The 13,167-nt window shown below is 62.4% G+C and carries 9 protein-coding genes; 5 read left to right on the top strand and 4 right to left on the bottom strand.

Annotated features, from left to right (window positions below; genetic code table 11):
• The first annotated feature begins 147 nt into the window (after positions 1 to 147).
• The 3 genes from AC6CIA_RS01165 to AC6CIA_RS01155 are packed head-to-tail and all read left to right on the top strand — an operon-like array spanning position 148 to position 6,263.
• Positions 148 to 1,032: an ABC transporter ATP-binding protein gene (locus tag AC6CIA_RS01165; protein WP_498310247.1), complete on the top strand. Its 885-nt coding sequence runs from the start codon at positions 148 to 150 to the stop codon at positions 1,030 to 1,032.
• Positions 1,029 to 4,082, top strand: coding sequence for a hypothetical protein (locus AC6CIA_RS01160; RefSeq protein ID WP_498310246.1), 3,054 nt, complete (start codon positions 1,029 to 1,031; stop codon positions 4,080 to 4,082). The genes AC6CIA_RS01165 and AC6CIA_RS01160 overlap by 4 nt, the downstream gene beginning before the upstream one ends.
• Before the next feature lie 33 nt (positions 4,083 to 4,115).
• Positions 4,116 to 6,263: a TonB-dependent receptor gene (locus AC6CIA_RS01155; protein WP_498310245.1), complete on the top strand. Its 2,148-nt coding sequence runs from the start codon at positions 4,116 to 4,118 to the stop codon at positions 6,261 to 6,263.
• Between the two features lie 130 nt (positions 6,264 to 6,393).
• Here AC6CIA_RS01155 and AC6CIA_RS01150 read toward each other — a convergent pair whose 3' ends face one another.
• Complete coding sequence (locus AC6CIA_RS01150; RefSeq protein WP_498310244.1) at positions 6,394 to 8,442, bottom strand: TonB-dependent receptor; 2,049 nt, start codon at positions 8,440 to 8,442, stop codon at positions 6,394 to 6,396.
• A gap of 340 nt (positions 8,443 to 8,782) precedes the next feature.
• Between AC6CIA_RS01150 and AC6CIA_RS01145 the strand changes: the two genes are divergently transcribed.
• A complete protein-coding gene (locus AC6CIA_RS01145) occupies positions 8,783 to 9,664 on the top strand; it encodes a helix-turn-helix domain-containing protein (RefSeq protein WP_498310243.1) in 882 nt (293 codons plus the stop codon).
• 106 nt (positions 9,665 to 9,770) lie between these two features.
• On the opposite strand, the gene AC6CIA_RS01140 is transcribed toward AC6CIA_RS01145, so the two are convergent.
• Positions 9,771 to 10,127, bottom strand: coding sequence for a type II toxin-antitoxin system RelE/ParE family toxin (locus tag AC6CIA_RS01140; RefSeq protein WP_498310242.1), 357 nt, complete (start codon positions 10,125 to 10,127; stop codon positions 9,771 to 9,773).
• Positions 10,128 to 10,129: 2 nt separating this feature from the next.
• On the bottom strand, positions 10,130 to 10,420 hold the full coding sequence (locus AC6CIA_RS01135) for a type II toxin-antitoxin system ParD family antitoxin (RefSeq protein WP_498310241.1): 291 nt from the start codon (positions 10,418 to 10,420) through the stop codon (positions 10,130 to 10,132).
• Between the two features lie 351 nt (positions 10,421 to 10,771).
• Here AC6CIA_RS01135 and AC6CIA_RS01130 point away from each other — a divergent pair, with 351 nt between their 5' ends.
• Positions 10,772 to 12,016 carry a serine hydrolase domain-containing protein gene (locus tag AC6CIA_RS01130; RefSeq protein WP_498310240.1) on the top strand — a complete coding sequence of 415 codons (1,245 nt, stop codon included), beginning with the start codon at positions 10,772 to 10,774 and terminating at the stop codon, positions 12,014 to 12,016.
• A gap of 264 nt (positions 12,017 to 12,280) precedes the next feature.
• Here the strand turns inward: AC6CIA_RS01130 and AC6CIA_RS01125 are convergent, their stop codons facing one another.
• A complete protein-coding gene (locus AC6CIA_RS01125; RefSeq protein WP_498310239.1) occupies positions 12,281 to 13,072 on the bottom strand; it encodes a helix-turn-helix transcriptional regulator in 792 nt (263 codons plus the stop codon).
• Positions 13,073 to 13,167: the final 95 nt, after the last annotated feature.

Here is a 13,167-nt window from a genome sequence, read left to right as displayed (position 1 = left end):
CGGAGTGCACGGGCGCCGCCGCGGGGCATGACGCCGATACGCCGCGCGATACGGTTGGAAAATGACTTGAATCGGGTAGAGCCCGGCCCGCGGCCTTGACTACCGTCGCTCGCCGCCCTTTTGCAGGGCCTCTTCATGGAGTTGCGGATGTCAGTCGATTCGGGTTTACAAGTGCGCGGCCTGCGCAAGCGCTACAACAACGGCGTCGAAGCGCTGCGCGGCGTGGACCTGAGTGTTGGCCCCGGCATGTATGGCTTGCTCGGCCCCAACGGCGCCGGCAAAAGCAGCCTGATGCGCACCCTGGCGACCCTGCAGCAGCCGGACGCCGGCAGCATTCACCTGGACGGTGTGGATGTACTGCGAGGCCCCGACCATCTGCGTCGCCGCCTGGGCTACCTGCCGCAGCAACTGGGCGCGTACCCGGGCGTGAGTGCGCGGGATTTACTCGACCGTTTCGCCTGGCTCAAGGGCCGCACCGACAACCGTCAGCGTCGCGAGGAAGTCGAGGCCCTGCTGGACAAGGTCAACCTGCAGCAGGCCGCCCACCGTGCGTTGGCGAGCTATTCGGGCGGGATGTTGCGCCGGTTCGGTATCGCCATGGCGCTGGTCGGCTCGCCGCGCTTGCTGATTGTCGACGAGCCCACGGCGGGCCTCGACCCGGCCGAACGCAACCGTTTTCATCGGGTGCTGGCGGACGTCGCCGCCGAGTCCATCGTGCTGCTCTCGACCCATATCGTCGAAGACGTCGAGAACCTGTGCAGCCGCCTGGCGGTGTTGGCCGGCGGGCAGATTATTGTCGAAGGTCGCCCGGCCGACTTGCTCGGTGCCGAGCAGGGCCGCTTGTGGGAAGCACCGTTCAGCCGTGGCGAAACGTTGCCCGCGGCCTTGCATGTGGCAGCCAGCCCCGAAGGCAGTCGCGTCATCGTGCACGGCGAGCGGCCCGCAAACCCGCGCTTCATCCCCCATGCGCCGCGCCTGGAAGATATCTATTACCTGGCGCTGGCCCAGGCCGGCGAGGTGGTGGACGCATGAATACCTTCGCGTTGCTGATGCGTGAAGCCTGGGTGGAAGTCCGCGCCGGGCTGCGCAGCGGCATTCCCTTGCTGGTGTTTCTGGGTCTCACCGCCTACCTGCTGATGTCCCTGACGAATGCCGACTACGTGCAGAAAATGGGCGCCAGCGACATCGCCCGCAATGCGCCGAGCCTGATTTACCTGATGTCGTGCGGTTGCATGTTCTTCCTGTTTTTTGCCTGGGCTTGGGTGTTTGCGCAGCCGGCCCTGCGTGATCGCAAGGCGCAGTTGGAAGAGGTCCTGCTGGCCTTGCCGCTGTCGCTGCCGACCCTGCTGTGGGGGCGTTTTATCGGCGCGGCGCTGGTGGGCGGGTTGCTCGCCAGTGCGTTGATTGTCGGGTTCCTGATCAGCCCGGTATTGGGCTGGCTCGGTTGGGTGCCGGCGGTCAGTATCGGGGCGCCAGTGTGGTCGGCGCTGGCATTTGCCTGGGTCGCCTTGCTGTTGCCGGTGAGCACCGGGATCGGCGCGTTGTATTACCTGCTGGCGTTGCGCAGCCGTGGCCTGGCTGCACCATTCGGCCTGGCGACGGTATTGATGCTGCTGTGGATGTTTGCGGTGGTGGTGCTCAAGGGCGGGCATATCAACCCGTTGTTGGCGGCCAGCCTGGACCCGTCACTGTTTACCTTTGCCCAGGCCCAAGTCGAAACCTGGAGCGCGGCGCAGAAGTCGCAGTCGCTGCTGGCGCTGACACCGGGGTTTTGGCTCAACCGCGCAGTGTGGTGTGTGTTGCCGTTGCTGGTGCTGGCCGTTGTATTGGCGCGCACCACCCGCCAGGGCTTGATGGGCCGGCGCAGCGGTGCGGTGCTGGCGGAACCACCGCTGCTGCGTAGCCGCGACATGCAATTGCCGGGCCCGTTGGCGGCCAGTCGTTGGGCGCACGCGTTGTGGCATGAAGTGCGCTGGCAGGTACGCCAGTTGTTTGCGCGGCGGATCTGGTGGGTGGCGCTCGGCTTGCTGCTGGTGATGGGCGTGCTCAGCGGTTTTGTCCACGGCGTGTGGCATGCGCGTGGGCCGATGGTGCCACGGGCGGATCTGACCCTGCCGTTGTTGTCGAGCGCGTTGTTCCTGGTGATCGCGTTTATCGTCGCGGCGCTGGTGGGCATGGTGTGTCGTCGCGATGACGTCGATGGCCTGGGTGCCATGTTGCAGGCGACCCCCGCGCCGACCTGGCTGCGGCTGTTCGGCCGCACGGCCTGTGTGCTGTTGGCCACCTTGACGTTGGCGCTGGTGCCGGGCATTGCCAGCCTGCTGATCAGCGCCATCGCTGCGCCCGAAAGCCTGGCGCCGGGGTTTGTGCTTGTCTACCAGGCGCTGGTGTTCGCGCCGCCGCTGTTAGAACTGGCGACGCTGACGGTGCTGGTGCACGCGTTGATACGTCGCTCGGGGCTGGCGTACGCCACGTCGATGCTGCTGACGTTTTTCCTGGTGCTCAACCACGAACTGGGGCTGGTCAGCTACCCCGCCTATGCGATGGCGATACCGGCCCATGTGGCGTTGTCCCAGCTCACCGGCTGGGCGCCCTGGTTGCCGTATCTCGGCACCCTGGCGGGCTGGAAACTCGCGAGTTGCGTGGTGATGGTCGGCGTGGCGGCACTGGTGTTGCCACGCGGTCCGGAGCGACGCCGTTTCGCCGACTTGCGCCAGCCTTTGCCGGGGGCCGTGGTGGCCTTGGGCGCCGTGGGTTTGCTGGGCAGTGGCGTGGCCTTGCATCATTACCTGGTGGAGCAGGGCGATTACCAGTCGGTGGCCGAGGGCCGTGCCGAACGCGCCGCCTGGGAACAGCGCTGGCTGGCCGGCGCCGCTGCCTGGCGGGTGGCGGGCGGGCGCTTGCAGTTACGCGTCAATACCCGCGCGCGTCAGGTCGAGGGCCAGTGGACGCTGGACGCCGTGGTCGCCAGCCAACTGGATGCCGAATTGCCGTCAGGCTTGCAGGTGACGGCGGTCAGCGTGATGGGGCAACCCGTCACATTCGAACAGGCCAACGAGCACCTGCGCGTGCCCCTGGGCCAGTGCGTGGCGAACGCTTGCAGTGTGGAATTGAACTGGAGCGTCAGCGCCCGCGGCTGGCCGGCGGAAGGCGAAGCGTTCTGGCTGGGGCCACATGGTGTGTGGCTGGAAGCACGCCGCGTGATGCCGCGCCTGGGGCTCGACAGCGAGCGGCTGCTGCGTGCGCCGGTGCAGCGCAGCGAAGCCGGTCTGGCGCTTGAAGTGCCCACCTTGGCGGCGGGTTCTGCAGTCGCCGTGGAGGCCATCGCGCCGGCGGGTGATTGGCAATGGCACGTCGCGATCGATGGGCAGTCCTTTAGCGGTAACAGCTCGACGCCCTTGGATTTTGCCTACGGCCCGCAGGCACAGGCGGATGCCAGTCGCCAGCAAACTGCCGTTGACGTGCGCGAAGACCTGGACGTGATGAGCGCCTGCGTGGCGCGACGCCTGGGCAGTCGCCCGGTGGTGGATGGCGTGAGCCAGTGGCCGACCGGTATGGGCGCCAGTCGCTTGAGCCACGGCCACCTGTTGCTCGGCCAATCGCCGGATTGGGACGTGGCCGCGGTCGGTGTCGGGCGCTCGGCACGCCGTGCGCATATCGCCGAACTGCTGGCGCGGCGAGTGTTGATTGACGCCAGCGACCTGCGTCAGGTCCCGGGTTATCTATGGCTGAGCCAGGGCGTGGCGGGGGCGATCGGTTTGCTGTGTGTCGCGGATGTGGATGGCCCTGAGGCTCGCGCGGCACTGGTGAAACTCATGGCCGATGACCTGACCCGCGCCTTGGGCAATGACGGCGAACCCGTCGGCACCCTGGCCGATGCTCGCGAACACGGCTGGGCCGCTCCTTATGCAGCGCTGGCGAGCCTGGCGTGGACCACCGAACAAAGCCCCGAACAACTGACGGCAATGACCGCCGCCATCCGAAACGGCCAGGGATGGCCCGCCGCGATCCAGCCCCTGATGGGTGCGCCTGATCTGCAAACGATCGCCGTCGCGCTCACGCGCTGGGGGCCTGCGCCATGAATTCGAACCATCCTTGCCTTTTGGAGTTTCCCCATGTCATCTGCACTGTTTATCCAGCCGCTGCGCCGTCCCCTCGGCTGGCGGACCAACGTCTTGACCCAAGCCATGGCGCTGGGCTTGTCCAGCCAGATGTGCACGGCCTATGCCGCTGACTATGAACCGGAGAGCCTCGCGGAGGCCATCGAACTGGCACCGCTGACGGTCAGCGCGCGGTTGAACCAGGAGAGTGCCAAGGACATTCCCTTTGGCCTCTCGGTGATCGATGGGAAAACCCTGGAGACCCGGCGCCTGCGGACCCTGGAGGACGCGCTGCGCACCACGCCGGGGGTTGATGTGAACTCATGGGGCGGCGCCAATGACGCCAATGTGCGTATCCGCGGCGTTGGGTCGCTGAACCAGATGAGCATGGATGACGGCTCGGTGGTGCTGAATGTGGACGGGGTGCCGATGTCGGTGCGCAATGCAGCGCTGGCGACCCTCGATGTGCAGCAGGTGGAGGTGCTCAAAGGCCCCCAGGGCACGTTGCTGGGGCGCAACAGCGAGGCGGGGGCGATCAATGTTACTACCCGCAAGCCGACGCGGGAGTTGGAGGGTTATGTGCGTGGTGAAGTGGGCAACCAGGGCCAGTTCATGACCGAGGGCGCCGTGGGCGGGCCGTTGACCGACTCGCTGGCCGGGCGTATCGCGGTGCGTCGCAGCGGCTTTGATAACTGGGTCGATGACCAACAGGACGGCGACCCGTTGACCAAACCCCGGGACCTGGCCCTGCGCGGCAGCCTGCTGTGGGACAACGACCAGGGCACCACCGGACTTTTGACTGCCGAGCGCCAGCGCGCCGAGCACTATGCCGGCCTGGAACTGCTGCGCCCGTTTGGCAATCGCCCGAGCCTGGACTACACGCCAGGCACATTCGATGGCAACCAGAAGACCAATGAGCGTTACTCTTTCGAACTCAACCACGACCTGGCACAGTCGCGGATCACCTCGATCAGCGCCTACACCAGCACCGACTTCAATGCGGTCAAGGGCTACGATCGCAACATCACCCGGGCGTTGTACGGTTCCCCGTTCGAATACCTGATCGAAGACTCGGCCCATGAACGGGTGTGGAGCCAAGACCTGCGTCTGGGATCGCTGGTGGATGCCGATGTGTTTTGGGTGACGGGGGTCAACCTGTCGCGCTCCGAGCGCAGTTTTGATTCCAATGACTTCACCAACGGCGCGCAGCAGATGCGAGACTTCAGCACCAACAGTTACGCGGCCTATGGCGAAGTGACGTACCCGATTGCCGAAGACTGGAAACTCACCACCGGCCTGCGCCACACCTGGGACCGCAAGACCTATGGTGGTGATTATTCCAGGGGCGGCGCGCAGGTCAGCGACAGCCGGCGCTTGCAGGACAACTACAGCACCGGGCGCGTGGCGCTGAGCTACGCGCTGACGCCGCAGACCAATGTGTATGCGGTGCTATCACGGGGCTACAAGTCCGCGGGGTTCAACGATTACGCCACGTCGATCAAGGACAGCGAGCCCTACAAGGCAGCCAAGGTCAGCTCCGCCGAACTGGGTTTCAAGCATGAAAGTGCCGGGGGCGACCTGAGCCTGGAAGGGGCGTTGTTCATTACCCGGGTGCAGGACGACCATTTGCTGGGCTACGACTTCAACACCCTGGCGGTCAGCGCCGTGAACGCCGACACCCGCAGCAAGGGCGCCGAGCTGTCGAGTACCTGGTACGTCACCGATGAGCTGACCTTGGGCAGTGCCGTAAGCTACACCAATGCGGTGGTGACGTCGGATGCGCCGGGTGTGTCCGGTGGCGACGTGGCGGCGGGCAGTCGGGTACCGGATGTGCCGCTGTGGAGCGGCAATTTCAGCATTGCCTGGCAAAAGAACCTGGGGGCCTTGCTCGGGTTGCCGGCGCCACGCCTGAATACCTTGCTCAATTACCGCGTACAGAAAAACCGCCCGGCCGACCCGCAGAACCACTATGACCTCAAGGGCTACGCCAAGCTCGACTTGCACCTGGGCCTGGAGAGCGGTGGTTCAGAGGTATACCTGTGGGGCGACAACCTGCTGGATGCGCGCTACGACCTGTACGGCTCGTACTCCACCGACCAAGTGCTGACCGGCATGCCGGGTCGCGGGCGTTCGGCGGGTGTGGGGTATAGCTACCAGTTCTGATCCACATCACCCCACTGTAGGAGCGAGCTTGCTCGCGAAAGAAGCTCCAGGCACCGCGATAAATCAGCCCCCGCGTTATCGTTGAGGTTCTTCGCGAGCAAGCTCGCTCCTACAGGAGGGGCGCGTCAGGTCAGAACTGATAGGTGTAGCCCACGCCCAAGGTACGGCGGCGTGCCGGTGCACCGTAGGCCACCGGGTCACTGTAGAAACCGTAGGTGTCGTAGGTCTGGTTCAGCAGGTTGTCGGCGAAGGCATAGACTTCGCCGAACTGGCTTTCCAGGCCCGCGCGCAGGTCGAGTTTTTCGTAGTTGTCCAAGTTGAAGTGGTTTTGCGGGTCGGCCGCGCGCTCGCCCACCAAGTGGTAGTTGAGGTGGGTGTTGAGGGTGGTTTCGCCGAGGTTGGCGACCGTACCCAGTGGGTGTTTCCAGCTGGCGTTGAAGTTGCCGCTCCAGCGCGGGACATCCGGGGTGCGACTGTCGGCGGCGACGTCACCGGCCTGGATGCCTTGCACGCCGCTGGTGATCTTGGCATCGAGGTAGGTGGCACTGGCGGCCAGGGTCAGACCGTGGTCGAAGCGCCAACTGCCTTCCAGTTCGGCGCCTCGGGTGCGGGTGTCGGCATTGAAGGCATTGGTGGCGAAGGTCGCCGCATCGTAGCCGAGCAGGTGGTCGTCGTGCACGCGGGTGAAGAACAGCGCACCGTTGAGGCTGCCGCGGCGGTCTTCGGTTTCACTCTTGAACCCCAGTTCCACGGCTTTGCTGACGGCGGCCTTGTAGGGTTCGCTGTCGGTGACTTGCGATGCATAGTCATTGAACCCACCGGATTTATAACCTCGCGCCAGTTGCACGTAGACGTTGGTTTGCGGGGTGAGGACGTAGCTCAGCGCCACGCGGCCGGTGCCGTAGTCGACGCTCAGCTTGCGCGAGTCTTCCACCGCACTGCTGCCGGAGAAGTACTCGCCGTCGTAGGTCTTGCGGTCCCAGGAATGGCGGTAACCGGTGGTGAGCTTCAGGCGCTCGGTGAGGGGGAAGGTGACCTCGCCGTAGCCGGCGTAGGTGGTCGTGGTGAAGTCGCGGTACTTGGCGCCGGAGGTGCCGTAGGTATTGCGTGGCGTGTCGTAGCTGCGCTCGTTGCGACTGGCGGCGAGCCCGGCCACCCAGAACACCCCGGATTCGGGTAGCGAACTCAGGTGCAGGTCCTGGCTCCAGCTGCGCTCGAAGGATTTGTCCACCACCCAGAACTCGCTGGGGGTGCCGTACAGGGCACCCATTAGTTTGCTGTCGTAGGCGATCAGGCCTTCGAAGTCGGTGGTGGAAGTCGCGGTGGTGGAGGTCAGGCGACTGTTGGCTAAGTCGTGATCGACCTTGAGCGTATAGCGTTCTGTGGTCTTGTAGTTGTCGTCGAACAGACCGGGGGTCAGGTCCAGGCTCGGATCGCTGCCGTAGGGGCGCAACACCAGGGAGTTGGTGGCGCGCTCGGTTTTCTGGCGTTCGGCGCTGACCAGCACAAGGGTGTCATCGTTGAGGTCCCAGAGCAGGCTGCCTCGGTAGGCTTCGTTACGCGGCTTGGTGATGGGGTGGTTGGTCTGGTCGTTGTCGATCCAGCTGTCATAGCCGGCACGGCGCACGGCCAGACGACCGCTGAGGCTGTCGCTGATCGGCCCGCCGATGGCGCCTTCGGTAAGGAACTGGCCTTCCTGGCCGACTTCGCCGCGCACGTACCCCTCGAGTTCTCGGGTGGGTTGGCGCGTAGTGATATTCACCGCACCCGCCTGGCCGATCGCACCGGACAACGTGCCCTGCGGGCCCTTGAGCACTTCGATGCGATCAACGTCGAGGGTGCCGAAACCGAGGCTGCGCGACGACACCGGCACACCGTCGATATTGAACGCCACTGAGCTGTCATCCATCGACATCTGGTACAGCGAGCCGACGCCGCGGATCAGCACGTTGAAGTCATTCGGTCCTCCGGAGGAGTTGACGCTCACCCCGGAAGTATTGCGCAGCGCGCTTTCCAGGGTGTCGAGACGTTGGGTACGCAGTTGCTCGCCGCTGATCACGCTGAGGCTGATGGGCACTTCCTTCGGGTCTTCCTGCTCCATGCGTGCGGTCACAGTCGAGGCCGGCAGTTGCAGGGGCTCGCTGGTGGCGAGCGCCAAATTGGCCAGTGTCAAACTCATAACTATTGTTATAGTATTACGTTTGTAGCAAGATTGGCGGGTAGCCGTCGTGTTGCATCGTGCAGACATGATGGGACCTTGACTGAGGATTCTGGTCGACGCGCGTTGCGGGGTGGCAGCGGCGATTTGGCGGAGCCTTTGTAGCGCGCCAGATGCTAATAATTATCAATTGCGAACTTCCACCCCGATGTGATCTGATTCGAGCCGTATCCGATCAGCCAGGAGATTTACGATGTCAGCCGTTCAAGGAGGCGCAGGGGAGCCGATGCCGGTCTCGCGAATCATTACGGGAGGATATGGAAGCGATCTTGGGCCAGGAGCGCACTGTCGCGTCACTCGCGTGACACTGCAGGACGGGCTGGACATCGTGCGTTGGCAAAGCACGTTCGAACAGCCGATCGAGTTACCCTTGCAAGACGACAGCGAGTGCATCCACTTCAGTTTCACCAACCTGCTCAAGGGCAAGGCCGCCTGCAGCTTTCAAGAAGGTCGTCGGCAACGGCGCTATGCGATTGACGAGGGCGCCGGCAGCATCAGCTATGGTCGTTGCCGCCATGGTCTCTATTACCAGCACGGCGAGATCGATAACATCACCGTGATGATTCGTCCTGAAGTGCTTGAGCAGTGGGAGTTGAAACTCGACCCACTGCTGAACAAAGCGCTGGCCTGTGACCATTGCTTTCTCGACGGCCACCGCAGTGGCGAAATGAGCGCGACTGCGCACATGCTCGGCACCGCTATGGACCAAGGCGCCGGCCTGTCGCCGGCCCAGCCGCGCAGCAGCCTATGGCTATACGGGCAAAGCGTCACGCTGGTGAGTCTGTTCCTGGAAGCACGCCAGGACGCCGAATGCACATGCCGCGTGAGTAACATCGACCGCCAACGGCTGGTGCGTGCCCGTGATCGTCTGCTCGAGGACCTGGGCAAGGCACCGAGCCTGTCGGAGCTGGCGCGTGAGTCTGGGTTGAGCCAACCCAAGCTGACACGCGGGTTTCGCCAACTGTTCTTCAACAGTGTCTACGGCGTATTCCAGCAAGCACGGATGATCCAGGCGCGCAGCCGGTTGATGAGCGGCGATGAATCCGTGATGCGCATTGCCTCGGACCTGGGCTACGCCAATGCTAGTCATTTCGCCACGGCGTTTCGTAAGCAGTTCGGAATCAACCCGTCGACGCTCAAGAACGGCGGGAGAAGCAAATCATTTGGTATTAGTGCTTCATAAACGAAGTTGTGCCTGAGCGTTCTGATTCCGTTTGACGCATAGGCGGATGCGCCATGGATCTGATTCGCTTTTCATGGCCAGTTAGGGCGTTGGGCCAGGTCGCTGATCAGTCATTAGGCAAGTGCAACTGCACGTCCATGGCGTCATGAAGAAGTCGAACGACCTCGATCACGTCGTCGTTTGCCACCCGATAGAAGACGATATGGCGTGGGTTTTTGACCGTCCCATGAGGGGGGTTGGCTTGCTGGCGTGAATAGACGAGGTGATAGCTGCGAAGACCCGGTGCAAGCTCATCGCGGTCGTGGCTGCCAATGCGATAAGGCGTATCGGCAATCGCGTGCAGCGCGGAAAGGATCAGCGCCTGGTAGCACTGGCGTGCTTGATCGCCGAACCGCGTCTGGGAGAGCCTGAGGATGTCGACAATGTCGGCGCGCGCCGCGTTGGACATCCGATACTGCGACATGCTCAGGGTTTCTCTCTCGCCGGGATCGTTGCCTCCAGGCTCAAGCTCTCGAGGTAGTGCGCCAGATCCCCTTCGTTGAACTGAGTGAAGTGCCCCTGCTCAAGATCCATGATGCCGATCGAGGTGGCCTGCCGCAGGGCCTCAATTTTGGCGGTGTCTTCGGCGACACGTTGTTCCAATAGCCGCAAACCTTCTCGCATCACTTCGCTGGCATTTTGATAGCGGCCAGACTGAACCAGGTCATGGATGAGCTGTTCCTGGTGAGGAGTGAGCACCACGTTTCGCGTCGCCATAATGAGCTCCAGCGTTCGGTAAACAGTCTGTTTTTAGTCATTGGCATATTATGCCATTTTGGCTAAAGGCACATGGTTTGGGATTTGAATCTGACGAACTGTGTCATACGGGGTCACCCTTTGCGCCGAACAGCACGTAGCCATGCACTGACAGCATCCGTGACAGCTCACATGAGATAGGCGGACTCGTGTCTGTCTGTAGGTGAGGTTGAGTTGCTCGCAATTCTTTGTCCCTGACAAGACGCAAACAGCATCGTCCTTCAGCTCGGGCGCGATTCCAATGCGTAGGCTATGGTTCAAGCGGGCGCGTGTCTGAACGTGCGTGAATAGCAAAACAAAAAAGGATAGGTTATGCACTCATCCGCTATTTTTCGTGCGGCTGCGCCTGGTCGTTCGCTGCTTCTCTCGCTCGGTCTGCTCGCTGCGGGTATCACCTCGGGCGCATGGGCTGAGGATTACCCCCACGCCCAGGAACCGATTGGCACCGTGGAGCAGATCTATGACGGCGCCATGCTCCCCGATCTGGCGGTCAGTACCTACCGCAACATCGACCGGCTGTTCCCCACCCACAGGATTAAAGCCGGCGATCACCGGTATGCGCTGCCGAAATCAGACAAACAGTTGACCAACGTTCGCTTCACTGTCGGGGACAAAAAGTACGACCTGTATGACTTCGTCGCACTGGACAGCATTACGGCGATGCTCGTGCTCAAGGACGGCAAGATCGTGTTCGAGACCTACCAGCGTGGCAACACCGAGAAAACCCGATGGATGTCGATGTCGATAGCCAAGTCCATCACCTCCACGCTGGCGGCTGCAGCGATCAAAGACGGCCTTATCAAGGGCCTTGATGCGCACGTGGTGGATTACGTTCCCGAGCTCAAGGGCAGCGCCTACGAAGGCGTGACCGTGCGCAACGTGCTGATGATGTCTTCGGGCGTGAAGTGGAACGAGACCTACACCGATCCGGCGTCCGATCGTCGCGCGCTACTCAAAGCGCAGATATCTCAGAAACCGCGTTCGGCCATGGCCTTGATGGCAAGTTTGCCGCGAGCGGCCGAGCCCGGCACGGCCAACACTTACAGCACTGGCGAAACGCAGGTACTTGGCGAGATCGTCCGTGGCGCTGTGAAGATGCCGCTGGCCGATTATCTATCGCAGAAGATCTGGCAGCCGTTCGGTATGGAGAGTGATGCCCGGTGGTGGCTCGATTCGCCTGACGGCGTGGAAATCGGTGGCAGCGGTATCAGCGCCACGCTGCGCGATTATGGACGCTTCGGGCTGTTTTTCATGAACGGCGGCAAGATCAATGGCACGTCGATTCTGCCCGAAGGCTGGGTCAAGGAAGCGACGCTGCCGACTACCCTCAAAGGCGGCAAGCCCCTGGACTACGGTCACATGTGGTGGACGGCGTGGACCGAACCGTCGGTGAAAGACGGCGCCTATTCGGCGGTCGGTATCCAGGGCCAGAACATCTACGTCAACCCTGCCAATAACGTGGTGATTGTCACCTTCGGTGCCCAGCCCAAGCCGGTTGACAAAGAGCCGATCGACCCGATGGTATTCTTCGATGCCGTGGTCGCTGCGTTGAAGTAAATTCGCGCGTCGGATGACGTTAATCTTCGCGGCGCGGAAGAACAACTGCGCGAGCCACGAAGAGCGACCCTGTTCCGTCGTGCAGGAGCCAGGTCTCAGTACGCATACGGCGCGAGGCTTCGCTACTGACTGTGGCTGCGTACGGCACTGGCTCGATTAGAGCAGGTGGAGACAGGCAGCTTTTCGGCCAGAAGCGGACGGTCTGTCCTATGCATAAATCTGTCCTTGCAAAAGTTGATTGCGGTACGTTCTTCAGTGATTCATCTATTCACCGAAATACACCACCATCCTGAGATGCCGGTGTTCATCCACCACCAGCGTCTCATGGCGAAAACTCTGGCGTTCGGTATCGGTTGTCATGAGAGAGCCAATTCCGCGCTGAGCTTCCTCGCGATCCGGTGTCTCCCACCAGCGCCGAAAGTCGGCCGATAGATCCTTCAGGTCCTCGACCAACGTCAGCATGGGCGGGTCGTCCGGCGCTACAGCGAAGTCATAACGGAACTGTGCCAGTAATTTGGGTGCATCGTCGCGCCACGCAGGCAGACGCCGTCGCATGTCGGGATCGGAAAACACCATACGCAGGATGTTGCGTATCTCATGTTCCCGGGCACTGAAGCCGAACAAATTATCGGCCGCGGTATTCCAGGCAATGACATCCCAACGCAGGTTGAGCACATAAGCCGGTCTTGTCACCAGATCGTCCATCAACTGTTGAATAAGTGGCGTGACCGAAACCCATTGATGAGCCTCCGGTGGAGGGGGCCGCCTGTGGGCCAGAAGAAACAGATGGCTGCATTCTGCGTCATCAAGCTTGAGGGCATACGCCACGCTCAGCAGGAATTTCTCCGATACCTGGATGTCTCGCCCCTGTTCGAACCAGGTGTACCAGGTGAGTCCCACGCCAGCCAGCGCGGCGACTTCTTCCCTGCGCAGGCCCGGCGTTCGGCGCCGCCCGTGGGACGGCATCCCGACATCGGCTGGTGTCAGTTTCCGACGGTGTCGGGTCAGAAACTCCGATAATTCGTTCTTGGTGCGGCTCAGGCTTCGCCCAATCATGGCTATTGTCCCCAGTAATAGGATAAACAGTTAAATTGTAATGTAATGATGCTGCCCTGAAGATGTGGCTTCCACAACCAATCCGAGCGAACCCG

Source organism: Pseudomonas sp. GQ91, assembly GCF_059758795.1.
Note: the sequence above shows the minus strand (reverse complement) of the source record. Positions and strands in the feature narration are given on the sequence as shown.